General features: G+C 63.5%; 15 protein-coding genes. 10 read left to right on the top strand and 5 right to left on the bottom strand.

Features of this window, described 5'->3' with window-relative positions:
- Nucleotides 1-146: 146 nt before the first annotated feature.
- Nucleotides 147-830: a carbonic anhydrase gene (locus SINAR_RS0126950; protein WP_028001968.1), complete on the top strand. Its 684-nt coding sequence runs from the start codon at nt 147-149 to the stop codon at nt 828-830.
- A gap of 159 nt (nt 831-989) precedes the next feature.
- On the opposite strand, the gene SINAR_RS0126945 is transcribed toward SINAR_RS0126950, so the two are convergent.
- Nucleotides 990-1,811 (bottom strand): lytic murein transglycosylase, encoded by an 822-nt coding sequence (locus SINAR_RS0126945; protein WP_028001967.1) that lies wholly within the window; start codon nt 1,809-1,811, stop codon nt 990-992.
- Nucleotides 1,812-1,986: 175 nt separating this feature from the next.
- Nucleotides 1,987-3,021 (bottom strand): aspartate-semialdehyde dehydrogenase, encoded by a 1,035-nt coding sequence (locus SINAR_RS0126940; RefSeq protein WP_028001966.1) that lies wholly within the window; start codon nt 3,019-3,021, stop codon nt 1,987-1,989.
- A gap of 638 nt (nt 3,022-3,659) precedes the next feature.
- Between SINAR_RS0126940 and SINAR_RS0126930 the strand changes: the two genes are divergently transcribed.
- A complete protein-coding gene (locus SINAR_RS0126930; RefSeq protein ID WP_028001965.1) occupies nt 3,660-5,549 on the top strand; it encodes an MFS transporter in 1,890 nt (629 codons plus the stop codon).
- A gap of 102 nt (nt 5,550-5,651) precedes the next feature.
- Here the strand turns inward: SINAR_RS0126930 and SINAR_RS0126925 are convergent, their stop codons facing one another.
- Together SINAR_RS0126925 and leuB are read right to left on the bottom strand one after the other, a co-directional pair.
- Entirely contained in the window at nt 5,652-6,344 is a 693-nt protein-coding gene (locus tag SINAR_RS0126925) for a phosphatase PAP2 family protein (RefSeq protein ID WP_028001964.1), read from the bottom strand.
- Nucleotides 6,345-6,476: 132 nt separating this feature from the next.
- Entirely contained in the window at nt 6,477-7,589 is a 1,113-nt protein-coding gene (gene leuB, locus SINAR_RS0126920) for a 3-isopropylmalate dehydrogenase (RefSeq protein ID WP_028001963.1), read from the bottom strand.
- 171 nt (nt 7,590-7,760) lie between these two features.
- On the opposite strand from leuB, the gene SINAR_RS0126915 reads away from it, so the two are divergent.
- Nucleotides 7,761-8,402 (top strand): LysE family translocator, encoded by a 642-nt coding sequence (locus SINAR_RS0126915; RefSeq protein WP_028001962.1) that lies wholly within the window; start codon nt 7,761-7,763, stop codon nt 8,400-8,402.
- Nucleotides 8,403-8,479: 77 nt separating this feature from the next.
- Entirely contained in the window at nt 8,480-10,543 is a 2,064-nt protein-coding gene (locus SINAR_RS0126910) for a M3 family metallopeptidase (protein WP_028001961.1), read from the top strand.
- A gap of 134 nt (nt 10,544-10,677) precedes the next feature.
- On the opposite strand, the gene SINAR_RS0126905 is transcribed toward SINAR_RS0126910, so the two are convergent.
- Nucleotides 10,678-11,847: a dihydrodipicolinate synthase family protein gene (locus tag SINAR_RS0126905; RefSeq protein ID WP_028001960.1), complete on the bottom strand. Its 1,170-nt coding sequence runs from the start codon at nt 11,845-11,847 to the stop codon at nt 10,678-10,680.
- Between the two features lie 301 nt (nt 11,848-12,148).
- Between SINAR_RS0126905 and SINAR_RS0126900 the strand changes: the two genes are divergently transcribed.
- From SINAR_RS0126900 to SINAR_RS0126875, 6 genes are all read left to right on the top strand, one after another.
- The gene (locus SINAR_RS0126900) at nt 12,149-13,192 is read left to right on the top strand and encodes a LacI family DNA-binding transcriptional regulator (RefSeq protein ID WP_028001959.1); all 1,044 of its coding nucleotides are present in this window, start codon (nt 12,149-12,151) and stop codon (nt 13,190-13,192) included.
- Nucleotides 13,189-14,190 (top strand): 1,5-anhydro-D-fructose reductase, encoded by a 1,002-nt coding sequence (locus SINAR_RS0126895; protein WP_028001958.1) that lies wholly within the window; start codon nt 13,189-13,191, stop codon nt 14,188-14,190. The genes SINAR_RS0126900 and SINAR_RS0126895 overlap by 4 nt, the downstream gene beginning before the upstream one ends.
- Entirely contained in the window at nt 14,190-15,815 is a 1,626-nt protein-coding gene (locus tag SINAR_RS0126890) for an acyl CoA:acetate/3-ketoacid CoA transferase (RefSeq protein WP_028001957.1), read from the top strand. The genes SINAR_RS0126895 and SINAR_RS0126890 overlap by 1 nt, the downstream gene beginning before the upstream one ends.
- Nucleotides 15,808-16,587, top strand: coding sequence for an enoyl-CoA hydratase/isomerase family protein (locus SINAR_RS0126885; protein ID WP_028001956.1), 780 nt, complete (start codon nt 15,808-15,810; stop codon nt 16,585-16,587). Before SINAR_RS0126890 ends, SINAR_RS0126885 begins: the two co-directional genes overlap by 8 nt.
- Entirely contained in the window at nt 16,587-18,095 is a 1,509-nt protein-coding gene (locus SINAR_RS0126880; protein ID WP_028001955.1) for an aldehyde dehydrogenase family protein, read from the top strand. Before SINAR_RS0126885 ends, SINAR_RS0126880 begins: the two co-directional genes overlap by 1 nt.
- Nucleotides 18,096-18,255: 160 nt before the next feature.
- Nucleotides 18,256-19,500 carry an ABC transporter substrate-binding protein gene (locus tag SINAR_RS0126875; RefSeq protein WP_028001954.1) on the top strand — a complete coding sequence of 415 codons (1,245 nt, stop codon included), beginning with the start codon at nt 18,256-18,258 and terminating at the stop codon, nt 19,498-19,500.
- Nucleotides 19,501-19,534: the final 34 nt, after the last annotated feature.

Below are 19,534 nucleotides of genomic sequence, written 5' to 3'. Positions count from 1 at the left end.
AGAAATGCCTCATAGACGCATTTCGCCCTTTCGGATGGGCGAAGCTCGCTGTAACAGTTCGACGCTTCATGCTTCCCTGGCGTGCGCAAGTCGCGCTACCCGCATGTTTCATTGAATCCCGATTAAAGACACGAGCACCAGGGACGATGCAGCAGGAACGAGTGGATGACACGGGGTTACCGATGGATATACAGGGCTTTCCGGAACATCTCCTGACCGGCTACCGCAATTTCATGAGCGGTCGCTTCAGCGAACAGCACCAGCGTTACAGGACGCTCGCCGAGAGCGGCCAGAAGCCGACGACAATGGTTATCGCCTGTTGCGATTCCCGCGCCGCACCCGAGACGATCTTCGATGCCGGCCCGGGAGAACTCTTCGTCGTGCGCAATGTCGCCAATATGATGCCGCCATACGAACCGGACGGGCACTATCACTCGACTTCGGCTGCGCTCGAATTCGCGGTCCAGTCGCTGCGTGTCACCAACATCGTGGTCATGGGCCACGGGCGCTGCGGCGGCATCAAGGCGGCGCTCGACCCGGATGCCGAACCCCTCTCCCCCGGCGACTTCATCGGCCGCTGGATGAACCTCCTGAAGCCGGCCGCCGAGCAGATCCAGAGCAACGACGTGATGACCCAGGCGGAACGGCAGCGTGCGCTCGAGCGCGTGTCGATCCGCAATTCGATCGCCAACCTGAGGACGTTCCCGTGTGTGAACATTCTCGAGTCGAAGGGAAAACTGCGCCTGCACGGCGCATGGTTCGATATCTCGACCGGCGAGCTGTGGGTCATGGATGCGAAGACCGGCGATTTTGTGCGGCCGGGGACCTAAATGAAAAGCTGATCATGCCTCGGCTCTTCATCCGCTTGCCGGCATCTCCCGCAAGCGGGCGAAGGGAACTCGCGGCGCCGCCCTCGCCCCCTCTCCCCGCATGCGGGAAGAGGTTAGGGCAGGGCAAACTGCAACGGGTTATGCCGGCGGGTCTTTCCGTCACCCGCCGTCGATTGCGGCGCCGATAATGGCGATCGCCTGCTGGTATACGCTTGCGGCGTTCCAGCCCTGGATGGCAGCGAAGTTGACCTGTCCCGGTTGATATCCGCCGCCCGGCTGCCACCCGTGGCCGCGGAGGAAATTTGCTGTCGAGGCAAGTGCGTCCGCCTTGGAGCGGACCATGTCGATATGGCCGTTGCCGTCGCCGTCCACGCCGTATTTCAGAACGTTGAGCGGGAGGAATTGCGTCTGGCCGATCTCGCCGTGGGCCGCCCCGCGGGCGGCCGGGCTAAGGTCGCCGCGTGCGACGAGCTGCAGGGCGGCGTAAAGCTGATTGGTGAAGTAGTCCGAGCGGCGGCAGTCATAGGCAAGCGTCGAGACGGCGGAAAGCGTGTGCTCTTTGCCCATGAACGAGCCGAAGCCGGTCTCCATGCCCCAGATGGCGATCAACGGGCCGGCGGGAACGCCATAGCGCTGCTCGATGCTCTCGAAGAGCCTGGCATTCTGTGCCCGGAGCTTCTTGCCACGCGAAATGATCACCTGGCCGCCGCGCTTCTGCATGAACTGGTCGAGCGACAGCTTGAAGCTCTTCTGGCCCCGATCGGCGCGGATCGTCGCCCTGCTGTAGGAGACGTTGGCGAGCGCCTGGTCGACGACCGAAGGGTTGATGCCGCTCCCGGCGGCTTCGCGCTTGAATTGCGACAGCCAGGCGGAGAAGCCGCTGGCATCATTGCCGCATTGCGCCGCAGAGGCGGCCGCCGGAAGAATTGCGGTTGAGATCAGGGCCGCAAGGCCCGCTGCTGCGCTCTTCACCCTATGCATAAAATACCCCGTCTATTGCCCGAATATGTTGCCTTCGAAATTCCCGGTTCGTGGTCCGCGCCGTCGCCAGAGGGACGGTTTCACGTGAATCCACCGCCCGCCGGAGGAACTGCGAAACCCCGCCAGTCGCGATAGCGGACAGGCGGGGTTTCGCAAATTGCTCGACCGAAACCGATCAAGCCGCCTGCTTGCGCGGCTTTACCAGTCCCCGGTTGATCAGCAGCTCCGCGATCTGCACCGCGTTGAGCGCTGCGCCTTTGCGCAGGTTATCGGAGACGATCCACATGTTGAGCCCGTTTTCGACCGTCGCATCCTCGCGGATGCGCGAGATATAGGTCGCGTCCTCGCCGGCGCACTCGTAAGGCGTCACATAGCCACCGTTCTCATGCTTGTCGACGACCAGGCAGCCCGGCGCTTCGCGCAGGATTTCGCGCGCCTCTTCGGCGGTGATCTCGTCTTCGAACTCAATATTGACCGATTCGGAATGGCCGATGAAGACCGGAACCCGGACGGCCGTGCAGGTCACTTTGATCTTCGGGTCCAGCATCTTCTTGGTCTCGGCCAGAACCTTCCATTCTTCCTTGGTGTAGCCGTCTTCCATGAAGACGTCGATGTGCGGAATGACGTTGAAGGCGATGCGCTTGGTGAACTTCTTGCTTTCGATCGGATCGGCGACGAAGACGGCTCGGGTCTGGTTGAAGAGCTCGTCCATGCCGTCCTTGCCGGCGCCGGAAACCGACTGATAGGTGGAAACGACGATACGCTTGATCCTGGCGCGGTCATGCAGCGGCTTAAGCGCCACGACGAGCTGCGCCGTCGAGCAATTGGGGTTGGCTATGATGTTCTTCTTGGAGAATTGCGAGATCGCGTCTGCGTTCACCTCCGGCACGATCAGCGGAACATCGGCGTCGTAGCGCCAGGCCGAGGAATTGTCGATCACGACGCAGCCCTCGCGGCCGATCTTCGGAGAATATTTCTGCGAGACGGCGCCGCCGGCAGACATCAGGCAGATGTCGGTGTCGGAGAAATCATAGGTGTCGAGATTGGCAACTTTCAGCGTCTTGTCGCCATAGGAGACTTCGGTGCCGACCGAACGGGAGGAGGCGAGGGCCACCACTTCGTCCGCCGGAAAGCCGCGCTCGGAAAGAATATTCAGCATCTCCCGGCCGACATTGCCGGTGGCGCCTGCGACAGCAATTTTGAAACCCATGATCTAAGCTCTCTTTCTGTCTCTCCTCGTGTGGTGGAGGGGAAACCGCGCGGCTCGACCGCGAAGTTCCTGTCCCCGGCCGTACCGGGGAGAGAGCGGAGGGCCAGAGACGTCAGACGGTTTTCGTCGTCGTTTTGGCCGTGGTTTTGCTAGCGAGCGAGAAATGGCTGATCAGCCCGGCGTGGGCCGGCATATTCAGCACAGCGATGGACGAACCGTTCGGTCGCATGGCGGTTTCCTCGTTCGCCGCTGCTCTTACCGGCTTTTCGGCAAGAGTCAAGACGCGGCGGCATCGCCCGGGGCTTCGAGTTAGGGTCAACGCGGCTCGTCACCAACGATCTCGGCGAGTTCGATAGGGCTGAGAGCCTGCGGGCGCAGGATTGGTCGCGATGAGCCTTGGCCGAGGCGCCGCGCGCCAGGAACCGGTCGCCTTTCTCAGAAATTTGCCCATCGTCGCGGCATTAGACGAAAGTCATAAGCCCAAAGCATCCCTGCCTTGCGCACACCTTTTCTGACATGTTGTCACAAAGCGCACCACGCCCGGATGATAAAAGGGGACCCCGACGTTCAGGGAGGAATGTCCGGACCGGGGGAGTGGGCGCTCCAACAGGCCGATTTTGGAGTGGAGGAAATCAAAAATGGCAAACGTCGTGACAGCGGACGGCACAAGAGCCGGCCCAATGACCGGCGAGGAGAAGAAGGTCATCTTCGCCTCGTCGCTCGGTACCGTCTTCGAATGGTACGATTTCTATCTCTACGGTTCGCTCGCCGTCTATATCGGCGCGACCTTCTTCAGCCAGTATCCGGAAACGACGCGCAACATCTTCGCGCTGCTCGCCTTCGCCGCCGGCTTCCTGGTTCGGCCGTTCGGCGCGCTGGTTTTCGGCCGCCTTGGCGACCTCGTCGGCCGCAAATACACATTCCTCGTGACCATTCTGATCATGGGCCTGTCGACCTTCCTCGTCGGCGTCCTGCCCGGTGCCGCCTCGATCGGCATCGCTGCGCCGATCATCCTGATCGCGCTGCGCCTCCTGCAGGGCCTCGCGCTCGGCGGTGAATACGGCGGTGCCGCGACCTATGTGGCGGAACATGCGCCGCATGGTCGCCGCGGCTATTTCACCTCGTGGATCCAGACGACGGCGACGCTCGGTCTCTTCCTCTCGCTGGTGGTTATCCTTCTGGTTCAGTACGCACTGGGCAAGGAAGCCTTTGCCGCGTGGGGCTGGCGCATCCCCTTCCTGCTCTCCTTCGTGCTTCTCGGCGTCTCCGTCTGGATCCGCCTGAAGATGAATGAGTCTCCTGCCTTCAAGAAGATGAAGGAAGAGGGCAAGGGTTCGAAGGCGCCACTGACGGAAGCCTTCGGCCACTGGCGCAACGCCAAGATCGCCCTTCTGGCGCTCTTCGGCGCGGTCGTCGGCCAGGCCGTTGTCTGGTATTCCGGCCAGTTCTACGCGCTGTTCTTCCTGCAGAGCATCCTGAAGGTCGACGGTCAGTCGGCAAACCTGATGGTCGCCGCCTCGCTCCTGATCGGCACGGGCTTCTTCGTCTTCTTCGGCTGGCTGTCGGACAAGATCGGCCGCAAGCCGATCATCATGGCGGGCCTCCTGCTTGCCATGCTCACCTACTTCCCGCTGTTCAAGGCGCTGACCTGGGCCGGCAACCCTGCGCTTGCGGAAGCGCAGCAGAGCGTTCGCGCCACCGTCACCGCGGCTCCGGGCGACTGCAAGTTCCAGTTCAACCCGACGGGCACGGCGAAGTTCACCACCTCCTGCGACATCGCCACCGCCTTCCTGACCAAGAACTCGGTTCCCTATGACGTCGTGACGACGGCGGCTGCGGGGACGCCGGCGACGGTGAAGATCGGCGAAACGACGATCACCAGCTATGATGCGGTTGCGGCCGGCGACAGGGCGAAGGCCGAGGAAGCGGCTTTCGGCAAGCAGGTCAACATGGCGCTGCAGGCTTCGGGCTATCCGCTGGTGCGCGGTGCCGCCAAGGTGCCGGAATCGAAGCTCGACGCCTTCGTCGCTGCCAATCCGGAACTTGCCCTCGACGCGGCTGCCGTGCGCTCCGGCGAAAAGACCATGGTGCCGGCCGACAAGCTCGTCGCCGACAAGCTGCTCACCCAGGAGGAAGTCGGCAGCGCCACCGAAATGGCGGTCTATGACATCGGCAAGGGCGGCGCCTTCACGATGGTGGCCGATCCGGAACGGGTCAACTGGACGGTTATCATCGCGGTGCTGACCGTGCTCGTCATCTATGTGACGATGGTCTATGGGCCGATCGCGGCACTGCTCGTCGAGCTCTTCCCGACCCGCATCCGCTATACCGGCATGTCGCTGCCCTACCATATCGGCAATGGCTGGTTCGGCGGGCTGCTTCCGGCAACGGCCTTCGCGATGAGCGCGGCAAAGGGCGATATTTACTACGGCCTTTGGTACCCGATCGTCTTCGCGGGCATCACGCTGGTCATCGGTCTTCTGTTCCTGCCCGAGACGAAGGACCGGGACATCCACACGATGGATTGAGCCGGCGGACGGGAGCGGGATGGGGAGCGTGCTTCCCATTCCGCTTCAACAGCTCTCCTGACTCCGGCGCGGCTTCCGCGCCGGCTTTTTATCTGGGCTCGTCTATTCGGTTTCGGACTCCGCACGCCTCAGCACGGGCCAGCCGGCCGCACCGCGCTTGAACAGCCAGCCCTGCCGGGCAAAGACGAAAGCCATCATCAGCGCGACCCAGAGGCCGAGCAGCAGGCCGGAGGCCACATCGCTCGGATAATGGGCGCCGACGACGACGCGCGAGATGCCGACAAGCAGGGCCAGCAGCAGAAACAGCGGCCGAAGCTGCGGCATCACCATCGCGAAGGCGCCGAAGAAGGCGCCGGCCGCCGTGGAATGTCCCGACGGAAAGCTTTCGAACAACGTGTCGCCGGTGAAGGGCGTGAGGCTGTAGGGGCCGTAATCTGCAAGGAGTTCGGGGCGGGCACGGCCGATCAGGAATTTCAGGCCGTGCACCAGCGTGCTCGCCGTGCCGATCGTCAGCAGGAAATAGGCGGAAAGATTGCGCGCCGCCCGCGCCCTCTGCCGCAAGGTGTCGCGCGCGGAGGATCGCCTGACGACGAAGGCGATCAGCAGCAGCAAGGCCGAGCCGTAGATCATCCAGGCGAAGGTGCCGAAATCGGTGATGGCGCGGTTGAAGCCGACGATTTCCTCCGGCAGACCTTGCGCCCATTCGGACAGATGCGGATCGAAAGGGATGAAGGCGACAACGAGGACAACCGTCATCAGCCAGATCCAGACGGTCAGTGAAAGCGGTCGGTTCATTTTGCTCCTTCCTTCACCTTATGGATGTGAAGGCGCGGCCGGCAAAATCAAGACCCCGCAAACGCAAGGCACCTCCGGCAAAGCCGGAGGTGCCGTTCATCCAGGCGTTCGGGTCGCGCGATTGCGCAGTCTTCAGGCCGAGAGGCTCTTGAACTCGGCGAGGATCGCGTCGCCCATCTCGGCGGTACCGACCTTCCGGCAGCCTTCCGCCATGATGTCGCCGGTGCGGATGCCCTGATCGAGCACGTTGGCGATCGCCTTCTCCAGACTGTCCGCTTCCTTCACGAGGTTGAAGGAGTAGCGCAGGCACATGGCGAAGGAAGCGATCATGGCGATCGGGTTGGCGATGCCCTTGCCGGCGATGTCGGGCGCCGAGCCGTGCACCGGCTCGTAGAGCGCCTTGCGCTTGCCGGTCTTGGCATCGGGCGCACCGAGCGAGGCGGAGGGCAGCATGCCGAGCGAGCCGGTCAGCATGGCGGCGACGTCTGACAGCATGTCGCCGAAAAGGTTGTCGGTGACGATGACGTCGAACTGCTTCGGCTGCCGCACGAGCTGCATGCCGCCGGCGTCCGCAAGCATGTGCTCGAGCTGGACGTCGGAATATTTCGCCTTGTGCGTCTCGGTCACGACCTGGTTCCAGAGCACGCCCGACTTCATCACGTTACGCTTTTCCATCGAGCAGACGCGATTGTTACGGGTGCGGGCGAGTTCGAAAGCGACGCCGGCGATGCGCTCGATCTCGTAGGTGTCGTAGACCTGCGTGTCGATACCGCGCTTCTGGCCGTTGCCGAGGTCGACGATTTCCTTCGGTTCGCCGAAATAGACGCCCCCCGTCAGCTCGCGCACTATGAGAATGTCGAGACCCTCGACCAGCTCGGGCTTCAGCGACGATGCGTTGGCAAGCGCCGGGTAGCAGATGGCCGGGCGCAGGTTGGCAAATAGCTCGAGGTCCTTGCGCAGGCGCAGGAGGCCGGCTTCCGGCCGCACCTCGTAGGGCACCGCATCCCATTTCGGTCCGCCCACCGCGCCGAAGAGCACCGCATCGGCGGCAAGCGCTTTCGCCATATCCTCTTCGGAGATCGCCGCGCCATGGGCGTCATAGGCGGACCCGCCTACAAGCCCCTCGTCCGTCACGAAGCCGGCGTCGCGCTCGGCATTCATGTAGGCGATGATTTTGCGGACTTCCGCCATGGCTTCCGGGCCGATGCCGTCGCCGGGCAGAAGGAAGAGATTGCGCACAGTCATGGATAGTCCTTCTCGCGGGGAAAACTCGGGGGTTCTTAGCGCAACTTCGTATCGAGGGAAATTGCGATCGCGAAAGAATTGTGCGCAGTTCGGCCTCACCGCTGCCCTGTTTCCGCTTGACGGAATCGCGCTCCGACGCTCGAATGGCTGCACTCAACCGGGGATTTCGCCATGTCCGAAACGCTTCTTGTCGGCGCCTTTCTCGCAGCGCTTTCCTATACGCTGATCCCCGGTCCCGCCTTCCTGGCGCTTCTGGGCATCGGCGCAGGCCAGGGCCGAAGGGCCGGCGCGCTCTTCATGGGCGGTCATCTCGCCGGCGATATTCTCTGGTCGACATTGGCGCTCGTCGCCATCGTCGGTGCCCGGTCGATCGGCACGGAACTCTTCGACGTTCTCGGCCTCCTTTGCGGAGCCTATCTCGCCTGGATCGGCTGGACTGCGCTTACCGCCCGCCCCAGGGGCGACAAAAAGGGGCTGTTGATCGTGGAGCGGCCGCTCAGGCGTGGACTTGTCTTCGGCCTCACCAATCCGAAGGGCTATCCGGTCGCGCTCGCGACCTTCACGGCGCTTCTTGCGGGCTCCGCCAATGCGCTGGAATTCACGGCGTTGCCGATGCTGCTTGCCGTGTCGCTGATCGGCTTCCTGGTAGCCGACGTCATCCTTATAGCGATCATCGGCGCTTCCGTTGTGCGCCGTTTCTATCGCCGCCACGAGTTGACGATCGTCCGGCTCTCGGGATTGCTCTTCATCGGCTTCGCAGCGCAGGCGGTCTGGCACGCGGCGCCCGGCCTTTTCGGCCTGCGCAAATCTTGACGGTCCGGCGCCGATCGGCCACTTCAAGCACCCGCTTCGCGGTTTTCGCCGCGCTCCCGCATTCGAAAGGAATCCTGATGACCGACAGCGCTTCGCTCAATCCCGCCCTCGTCGACTGGACCGGACACGAGGGCCTGCCGCGGTTCGAGGCGATCATGGACGAGGATTTCGCGCCTGCCTTCGATGCGGCACTGGCGAGCCACGAGGCGGAGATCGAGGCCATTGCAAACAATCCGGAGGATCCCACCTTCGATAACACGGTCGTCGCGCTGGAAATCGCCGGCGATGAACTTTCGCGCGTCTCCGCTCTCTTCTGGAGCAAGGCGGGTGCCCACACGAACGAGGTGATCCAGGCGCTGGAGCGCGAGATCGCGCCCAAAATGTCGCGTCATTATTCGAAGATCGGCACCAACCCGGCGCTCTTCGGCCGCATCGACGCACTGTGGGAGAAACGGGGAGAGCTCGGCCTCGACGTCGAGGCCCTGCGCGTTCTGGAGCGGCACTGGAAGAGCTTCGTGAAAGCGGGCGCCAAGCTTGAAAAGCCCGGGCAGGAGCGCCTCGCGGCGATCAACGAGAAGCTCGCCGGCCTCGGCGCCAGGTTCGGGCAGAACGTCCTGGCGGACGAGAAGGACTGGGCGCTCATGCTGTCGAGCGAAGAGGACCTGACCGGGATTCCGGATTTCCTGAGAGATGCGATGGCGGCGGCCGCGCGTGAGCGCGGCGAAGAAGACAAATATGCGGTCACGTTGTCGCGCTCGATCATCGAGCCGTTCCTGACCTTCTCGGAAAGACGGGAACTGCGCGAACAGGCTTTCAGGGCATGGACGGCGCGGGGGGAAAATGGCGGCGAGACCGACAATCGCGGCATCATCGCCGAAACGCTCGCTCTCCGGGCGGAGAAGGCGAAACTGCTCGGCTATGAAAATTACGCGGCGCTGAAGCTCGACAACACCATGGCGAAGACGCCCGAAGCCGTGAACGGCCTGCTGATGCAGGTGTGGGAAAAGGCGGTGGCGCGGGCTCGCGAAGAGGAGGCGGACCTCGCAACGCTCATTGCCGAAGAGGGCCGCAATCACGAGGTCATGCCTTGGGACTGGCGCCACTATGCGGAGAAACTCAGGTCGCTGAAATTCAGCTTCTCGGAAAGCGACCTGAAGCCCTATCTGCAGCTGGAGAAGATCATCGGCGCCTGCTTCGCCGTTGCCCAGCGCCTCTTCGGCATCACGGCGACCGAGAAGAAAGGCATTCCCGCCTATCACCCGGACGTCCGCGTCTTCGAGATCCGTGATGCCTCCGGCGGGCTTACGGCCCTTTTCCTCGGCGATTATTTCGCGCGCTCCTCGAAACGCTCCGGCGCCTGGATGAGCTCCTTTCAGTCGCAGCACAGGCTGAAGCTCAAGAACGGCGCGATTGGCGAAATCCCGATCGTGTACAATGTCTGCAACTTCGCGAAGCCCGCCGAGGGCAAGCCGGCGCTACTCTCGATCGACGACGCCCGCACGCTCTTCCACGAATTCGGCCATGCGCTGCACGGCATGCTTTCGAATGTCACCTATCCGTCCGTGTCGGGTACGGGCGTCTCGCGCGATTTCGTGGAGTTGCCGTCGCAGCTCTACGAGCATTGGCTGACAGTACCGGAGATTCTCAGGAAATATGCGGTGCACTACAGGACCGGCGAGCCGATGCCGCAGGAGCTGCTCGACAAAGTTCTGGCGGCGCGGACGTTCAATTCCGGCTTTGCGACGGTCGAGTTTACCGCCTCGGCGCTCGTCGACATGGCCTATCACACGGCAGAAGCGGTCGGCGATCCGATGGCGCTCGAAGCGGCGACGCTCGAAAAGATCGGACTGCCGAAGTCGATCGTCATGCGCCACCGCAGCCCGCATTTTCTTCACGTCTTCTCCGGCGACGGCTACTCGGCCGGCTACTATTCCTACATGTGGTCGGAGGTGCTCGACGCCGATGCATTCGCGGCCTTCGAGGATACCGGCGATCCCTTCGACCCGGCGATGGCGGCCAAACTGAAGGACAATATCTATTCGGTCGGCGGCTCCCTCGATCCGGAAGACGCCTACAGGGCTTTCCGCGGCAAGCTGCCGAGCCCGGACGCGATGCTGGCCAAGAAAGGGCTGGCGGCTTAGGTTTGCGTCGCGAAAATTGCCACTCTCCTCGGGTTTAACCCGAGGACTAGCCTTCTCCCCGCGAGCGGGGAGAAGGTCGCGGCAACGGGATGAAGGGCACAATCGGCCCAAATGAGGACGCGATCAGGCGAGATCTACGCCTGCTCCACCCCCAGGACGGACAGCAGATTGCGCATGCGTGCCGCCGCGAGTTCCGGCTTGTCGAGCACATTGGCCTGATCCGCCAGGCGGAAGATCTCGGCATAATGGAGCAATCCGCGGGCCGATTGCAGGCCGGCCGGCAGGGTGAAATGCCGCTGATGGCCATTCAGCCAGGCCAGGAAGACGACGCCGGCCTTGTAGTATTGCGTCGGCGCTTCGAAGATCTTGCGCGAGAGCGGCACGGTCGGCTCGATGACGCCGCGAAAGGTCGCAAGATCGCCCCCGGCTAGGGCCGCGAGCGCCTTCGATGCCGATGGCGCGACGGCATCGAAGATGCCAAGCAGTGCGTGGCTGTATTTCTCGCCATCGCCCTCGATCAGTTCCGCATAGTTGAAGTCGTCGCCAGTGAAGCAGAGCACGTTTTCCGGCAAGCGGCTGCGAAGCGCCAGTTCCTTGGCGTTGTCGAGCAGGGAAATCTTGATGCCTTCGATCTTGGCGCTGTTCTCGCCGATGATGGCCAGCACGGTCTCCAGCGCTTGGGAGAAGTTCTCCGAACCCCAATAGCCCTTAAGCTGTGGGTCGAACATGTCGCCCAGCCAGTGAAGCACGACCTTGTCCCTGGTCTGGGACAGGATGCGGCCATAGACGCGCCGGTAGTCGTCGGGGGAACGTGCCACGCGGGCAAGCGCCCGGCTGGCCATCATGATCGCGCGACCGCCTTCGGCCTCGACGAAACCGATCTGCTCTTCATAGGCGGCAACGACGTCGTCGATGGAGCGCGCTTCGGTGGGCGGAAGATGGTCCGTGCCTGCACCGCAGGCGATATCCGCGCCGGAAACGCTTCGCGCCTCGCGGAGCGAGCGCCGGATCAGTTCCTGCGCCGCCGGCCATGTAAGCCCCATGCCGCGCTGAGCGGTGTCCATCGCTTCGGCGATCCTGAAACCCAGCCCCCAAAGGTGATGGCGGAAGGCCATCGTCGCCTCCCAGTCGATCGCCGGATTTCCCCAAGGGTCGCCGTCGCGAACCGGATCGGAAACGACATGGGCAGCCGCATAGGCGATGCGATTGAAAGTTGGGGGCGCGCTGGGCCGGACGATGGGTGCTCCCCGAAGCCGGTATTCTTCGAGCGAACCGTCGCGGTGCGGCAGAAAAATGCGGGTCATCGGCTTTGAATCCTCCTCTGGTTCGCCCATCGAATAATTTAGACCGATCCAAATATCAAGGCGAAAAGCAATTTTCCTCCTGGGTGACAAGGATACTCACCTATTGGATTAGCTGCCTTTCCGAATGGACGTAATCCTCTTGGGCTAGTGATATCAGCTGGTTAGGAGGAAGATTCCAGTCGTATGAGGCGCAGGTCAACATGCAAAGTCGCGCAAAAAAGTTGACGGAAGCCCCTTGACGAGGTTGGAACGTTCCAATTAAGAAGAATGCAAGAGGTGAAAACCGGACGGGAGGATGTTCATGGGGAAGGAGCGGGTGACGGTTGTCGACATTGCGCGCGCCGCCGGCGTGTCGAAGTCGACCGTGTCGCTCGTGCTGCAGGGGAGTCCGCTCGTCAATGAATCGACGCGCGCGAAGGTCAATGCAGCGATCCGCGAGCTCGGCTATGTGTATAATCGCAGTGCCGCCAATCTGCGTCAGGCCAGATCGAAGATCATCGGGATTGTCGTCAACGATCTCACGAACAGCTTCTTTGCGGAGCTTGCAGTCGGCGTCGACGAGGTCGTCCAGTCTGCCGGTTTCGTGCAGTTCCTCGCCAATACCGGCGAGAAGCTTGCGCGCCAACGCGAGGTCATCGCCTCGATGCGCGAACACGGGGTATCGGGTCTCATCATATCGCCGGCGCGTGGAACGGAAGCCGCCGATCTCGCGCCGCTCGGTGCTGCCGGCATTCCGGTCGTGCTCGTCGTGCGCGACATCGCAGGCGCCGGCGTATCCTCCTTGACTTCGGACAATCACGCCGGCGCCGTTGCCGCCGTGCGTCATCTGGTCGAGCGTGGCCATCGCCGCGTCGCCTTCCTCGGAGGCTTCGCCGACACTGCGGTCTTCGAAGCGCGCATGCGCGGCTATCGCGACGCCCTTCGGGAGGCTGGCCTCGAGGTCTGCGACGACCTGATCATCGGTTCGGCGCCCTCGCGCGCCGGCGGCGTGACGGCGATCGAGCAGGCAATGATGCTGAAGGAGCGACCGACCGCGGCGCTTTGTTTCAACGATGCCGTCGCTTTCGGTGTATGCGACGGATTGCGCGCGCGCCGGCTGGAGCCAGGCGAGGATTTCGCGGTGATCGGCTTCGACGACGTGATCGAGGCGAAGACCGCGGTGCCGGCGCTGACCACGGTTTCCGTCGACCCGCAGGGCATGGGTGAGCGGGCGGCGGAACTGCTCTTGAAACAGATCAATCGCGGCCGTGTCGAGCCGGAGGCGATCGTCAGCCCGGTCCGGCTCGCCATTCGCCAGAGCTGCGGTGCTGCCGCCGGACGCAGGGTGAAGGAGGTTTCGTCATGATTCGCTGGGGACTGATCGGTGCGAGCACGATCGCGCACGAATGGGTGATCGGCGCCATCCGCGCGGCAGGTGGCGAGGTCGTCTCGCTGATGAGCTCAAGCGCGGAGCGGGGGGAGGCCTATTCGGCGGAAAATGGCATCGGAAAGGCTGTGACGAGCGTCGACGAGCTTGTCGGTGATCCGGATGTGGACGCAGTCTATATCTCGACGACGAACGAACTTCACCACGACCAGGCGCTCGCGGCGATCCGCGCCGGCAAGCACGTTCTCTGCGAGAAGCCTCTGGCAATGAACCTCAATGACGGCTGCGAAATGGTGCTCAAGGCCTGCGAGGCCGGCGTCGTGCTCGGCACGAATCATCATTTGCGCAACGCCGCCACGCATCGGGCGATGCGGGAGGCGATTGCAGCGGGCCGGATCGGCCGGCCGATCGCGGCGCGGGTCTTCCATGCCGTCTATCTGCCGCCGCACCTCCAGGGCTGGCGGCTCGACAAACCGGAGGCGGGCGGCGGCGTCATTCTCGATATCACCGTGCACGACGCCGACACGCTGCGCTTTGTGCTGAACGACGATCCGATCGAGGCTGTCGCGATCAGCCACAGCGCCGGCATGGGCAAGGAAGGCCTCGAGGACGGGGTCATGGGCGTGCTCCGTTTCCGCTCCGGCGTCATCGCCCAGTTCCACGATGCCTTCACGACGAAATATGCCGAGACGGGTCTGGAAGTGCACGGAACCGCCGGGTCGCTGATCGGCCGCAACGTGATGACGCAGCGGCCTGTGGGCACAGTCGTGCTGCGCAACGAAGAGGGCGAGAGCGAATTGCCGCTCGATCACCGCAATCTCTACGAGACGGCGCTCGAGGCTTTCCATGCCGCGATCGGGGGCAATGGCCGTCCGGCGGCGAGCGGGGAGGATGGCGTCTGGTCGCTCGCCACGGGCCTCGCTGTGGTCAAGGCGGCGGCTACCGGCGCGGCCGCCGAGATCGAAACGGGATTGTGATGCGCATGACGACGACCAAGCATGTTTCCCCGGCTGAAGCGGCCGGCCTGATTCCGGACGGAGCGGTCGTCTCGGTCTCGTCCTCCAGCGGTCTCGGTTGTCCGGACCTGATGCTGAAGGCGATCGGCGAACACTTTGAGGCGACCGGCCATCCGCGCGATCTGACGACACTGCATCCGATCGCCGCCGGCGACATGAGCGGCATCAAGGGAGTCGACTACATCGCCCGGAAGGGTCTTCTGAAGAAGATCGTCGGCGGCTCCTATCCTTCAGGACCGTCGAGCGCCGAGCCGCCGCTGATCTGGCAGATGATCGGAGCGAACGAGGTGGCGGCCTATAATATTCCCTCCGGCATTCTCTTCGACATGCATCGCGAGGCGGCGGCCAAGCGTCCGGGCGTGATGACAAAGGTCGGGCTCGACACCTTTGTCGACCCGTCGCGCGAAGGCTGCGCGATGAATGCGTCCGCCGCCGCCGAACCGGTCGTGAAGAAGATCTCCTTCGAGGGCGAGGACTGGCTCTATTTCAAGGCGATCGCGCCTGAGGTGGCGATCATCCGTGCGACGACAGCCGATGAGCGCGGCAATCTCACCTATGAACACGAGGGCGCCTATCTCGGCGGCCTCGACCAGGCGCTTGCGGCCCGCAACAATGGCGGCATCGTCATCGCCCAGGTGAAACGGATAGCCAAGGAAGGCTCGTTGAAACCCCATGATGTGCGCGTGCCCGGCGTCCTGGTCGATTATGTCGTCGTGGACACCGATCAGAAGCAGACGACGCAGACGCTCTACGATCCCGCCATTTCCGGCGAGATTTTCCGACCGCTCGACAGTTTCCGACTGCCGGAATTCAATGTCCAGAAGGTGATCGCGCGCCGCGTCGCCCAGGAGCTCGAGGCGGGCAGTGCGGTCAATCTCGGTTTCGGCATTTCCGCCAACGTACCGCGCATCCTCATCGAAGAGGGTCTGCACGGCGCAGTGACCTGGGTCATCGAGCAGGGTGCCGTCGGCGGTGTGCCGCTCCTCGATTTCGCCTTCGGCTGCGCCTCGAATGCGGACGCCTTCATGCCGTCTCCGTACCAGTTCACCTATTTCCAGGGTGCAGGCTTCGATGCCTCGCTGCTCTCCTTCCTCGAAATCGACCGCACCGGCTCCGTCAACGTCTCGAAGCTCAGCTTCCGCCCACATGTGACGGCGGGGGCGGGCGGCTTCGTCGACATAACCGCAAGGGCGAAGAAGATAGTCTTCTCCGGCATGTTCAATGCGGGCGCGAAGCTGGCGGTCGCCGATGGCCGGCTGATCATCGAGAAGGAAGGCAAGCTGAAGAAGCTCGTCCGCGAAGTCGAACACGTCACCTTCTCCGGCCGCCGGGCCGTCGAACAGGGGCAGGACATTACCTACGTCACCGAGCGCTGCGTCATGAAACTGACGCCGGAGGGCGTCGTGCTCACTGAAATCGCCCCCGGCGTCGACCTCGAAACGCATGTCCTCGGTCAGTCGGACTTTCCGCTGATCGTCTCCGAGGAGCTGAAGACGATGGATGCGGCACTGTTCGGCGAGAAGTCGATCGGTCTGAAGCTGCCCGCCAAGGCTCCGCGCCGGCTCACGGGAGGCGCCGATGTCTGAGGAACGCATCCGCATCGATTTCGACGACCAGATCGCGATTATGACCGTTGCGCGGCCGGAAAAGCTCAATGCTCTCGACATCGACATGCTGAAGGCGCTTGGCGCGGCCTGCGATGCCGTCGAGGCGAAACGCGAGGTGCGTGTCCTCATCCTGACCGGCGAGGGCAAGGCCTTTTCGGCCGGCGGCGATATCAAGGCCTGGGGCGGCATGGCGCCGGCCGCCTTTGGTCATGACTGGGTGCGTTTCGGCCACCGCATTTTCGAGCGGCTCGCCACGCTGCGCATGCCGGTGATCGCGGCACTCAACGGCCACGCGCTCGGTGGCGGTCTGGAGCTCGCGGCGGCGGCGGATATCCGTCTGGCCGAAAAACAGGTGAAGATCGGTCTTCCGGAGACAAGCCTGGGGATGGTCCCCGGCTGGTCGGGCACGCAGCGCCTGGTCGCGCGCTTCGGCGCGCAGATCGTTCGCCGCATGGTTCTCGGCGGCGAGATGTTCTCGGCGGCGGATGCCAGGAGCGAAGGGCTCGTCGACGCGGTCGTCGAAACCGGAGCGGTGATGGCGGCTGCGCGCGACTATGCCGCGCGAGTCGCCGCCCGCGGACCGGCGGCGCTCGAAATATCGAAACTGATGATCGCCTCTGCGAGCGGCGAGGACAAGGGCGCGGCGGTGGAAGCGCTGGGATCGATCCTCGTCGCAAAGACCGGCGACCTCAAGGAAGGCGTCGCCGCCTTCAGCGAAAAGCGTGAAGCCCGCTTCAAGGGAGAATGGTGATGACGGTGCTGGTGAGGCCGAAGGCGCTCGGCGACTACGAGACCCGCGAATTCCGGATGCTGATCGACGGCCAATGGGTGGATGGCGCCGAGGGCCGCACGATCGAGCGCCTGGCGCCGGGTCACGGCGTCGTCGTCAGCCGCTACCAGGCGGCGACGAAAACGGATGCCGAACGCGCGATCGCCGCCGCGCGACGCGCCTTCGACGAAGGCCCCTGGCCGCGCATGACCGCCTCGGAGCGGTCGTTGATCCTGCTCAGGGCCGCCGACATGATTGCCGCGCGCGCGGATGAACTGGCTTTCCTCGACTCGGTCGAGTCGGGCAAGCCGATCACCCAGGCGAAGGGCGAGTTGGCGGGTGCCGCCGACATCTGGCGCTATGCGGCAGCACTTGCCCGCGAGCTCTCCGGCGAAAGCTACAACACGCTCGGGGAGGGTACGCTCGGTGTCGTGCTGCGAGAGCCGATCGGCGTGGTATCGATCATCACGCCCTGGAACTTCCCTTTCCTGATTGTCAGCCAGAAGTTGCCCTTTGCGCTTGCCGCAGGCTGCACGACCGTGGTGAAGCCCTCGGAACTCACCTCGGCCTCGACGCTGGTTCTCGGCGAAATACTGGAAGCGGCCGGCGTGCCCAAGGGGGCCGTGAACATCATCGTCGGCACGGGGCCCGAGGCCGGCGCGGCGCTCACCACTCACCCGCATGTCGACATGGTCTCCTTCACCGGATCGACCGGAATAGGCCGCCTGACGATGGCAAACGCCGCGCAGACCCTGAAGAAGGTCTCGCTGGAACTGGGCGGCAAGAACCCGCAGATCGTCTTTCCGGACGCAAATCTGGACGAATTCATCGATGCGGCCGTCTTCGGCGCCTATTTCAATGCCGGCGAATGCTGCAATGCCGGCTCGCGGCTGATCCTGCATCGCGATATCGCCGAGGAGGTGACGGCGCGCATCGCCGGCCTCTCGGCCAAGGTCAAGGTCGGAGATCCGCTCGACCCCGAAACGCAGGTCGGCGCGATCATCACGCCGCAGCACCTGCAAAAGATCGCCGGCTATGTTTCTTCGGCATCGAACGAAGGCGCGAGAATAGCCCATGGCGGTACCACGCTCGATCTCGGCATGGGGCAATTCATGGCGCCGACCATCCTGTCGGCGGTTCGGCCGGAAATGGCGGTAGCCCGAGAGGAGGTCTTCGGGCCGGTTCTCTCCGTCCTGACGTTTCAGACGACGGAGGAGGCGATCCGCATCGCCAATTCGATCGATTACGGACTTTCCGCGGGTGTCTGGAGCCGCGACTTCGACACGTGCCTGACGATCGGGCGGCGCGTGCGCGCCGGCACGGTCTGGATGAACACCTTCATGGATGGCGCATCGGAGCTGCCTTTCGGCGGCTATCGGCAGTCCGGGCTCGGCCGCGAGCTCGGCCGCCACGCGGTCGAGGACTATACGGAGACGAAGACGCTCAACATGCATATCGGCCAGCGCACGAACTGGTGGATGCCGCGCTGAGAAGAGGAAGGGGCGAGGTTTCGTAATCGGCGAAAGGGTGTAACGTCTTGAATTGGCCGGGCGATGCTCGTCGCAGGCCATGCCGTCCGCGGGAACCGGGCGGCATCAGGAAAGAGCGGAGGAGATTCCGCTTCGGTAACTTGCAAACGGGAGGATAACGATGCGCAAGTTCATGACGACGACTGCTGTTGCAGCACTGATGTTGGCGGCGACAGCCGCGCGCGCAGCCGAGAATGTGGAAGTACTGCACTGGTGGACGTCCGGCGGCGAAGCCGCGGCCCTTGACGTCCTCAAGAAGGACCTGGAGAGCAAGGGCATCAGCTGGACCGACATGCCGGTCGCCGGCGGCGGCGGCACCGAAGCGATGACCGTGCTTCGTGCCCGCGTCACCGCGGGCAATGCGCCGACGGCCGTGCAGATGCTCGGCTTCGACATTCTCGACTGGGCCAAGGAAGGCGCCCTCGGCAATCTGGACGAGGTCGCCGCCAAGGAAGGCTGGGACAAGGTTGTTCCGGATGCCCTGCAGCAATTCTCCAAATATGACGGCCACTGGATCGCCGCGCCGGTAAACGTCCACTCGACCAACTGGGTCTGGATCAACAAAGCCGCGCTCGACAAGGCCGGCGCCAAGGAACCGACCACTTGGGAGGAGCTGATCGCACTGCTCGACAAGTTCAAGGAGCAGGGCATCACGCCGATCGCCCATGGCGGCCAGCCCTGGCAGGACGCGACGATCTTCGACGCCGTGGTTCTTTCGCTGGGCAACGACTTCTACAAGCAGGCTTTCATCGACCTCGATCCGGCGGCGCTCGGCGGCGACAAAATGAAGGAAGCCTTCGATCGCATGACGAAGTTGCGCTCCTATGTGGACGAAAACTTCTCCGGCCGCGACTGGAATCTCGCCTCTGCCATGGTCATCGAGAACAAGGCCGGCCTGCAGTTCATGGGTGACTGGGCGAAGGGCGAGTTCCTGAAGGCGAACAAGGTGCCCGGTACCGATTTTGTCTGCATGCGCTTTCCCGGGACGCAAGGTTCCGTCACCTTCAACTCCGACCAGTTCGCGATGTTCAAGGTTTCGGAGGACAAGGTTCCGGCACAGCTGCAGATGGCCTCGGCAATCGAGAGCCCGGCGTTCCAGTCGGCCTTCAACGTCGTCAAGGGTTCCGTTCCAGCCCGCACCGACGTCCCGGACACCGATTTCGACGCCTGCGGCAAGAAGGGCATCAAGGACCTCGCGGAAGCCAATGCCAACGGTACGCTCTTCGGCTCCATGGCTCACGGCCATGCCAATCCGGCTGCCGTCAAGAACGCGATCTACGACGTGGTCACGCGCCAGTTCAACGGCGAGCTCAACTCGGAAGAGGCCGTGCAGGAGCTCGTCTCGGCGGTCGAGTCGGCGAAGTAAGGGGGCTGTCACTGCCCCTCATCCGCCTGCCGGC

The organism is Sinorhizobium arboris LMG 14919 (genome assembly GCF_000427465.1).
Lineage (GTDB): Bacteria > Pseudomonadota > Alphaproteobacteria > Rhizobiales > Rhizobiaceae > Sinorhizobium > Sinorhizobium arboris.
Note: the sequence above shows the minus strand (reverse complement) of the source record. Positions and strands in the feature narration are given on the sequence as shown.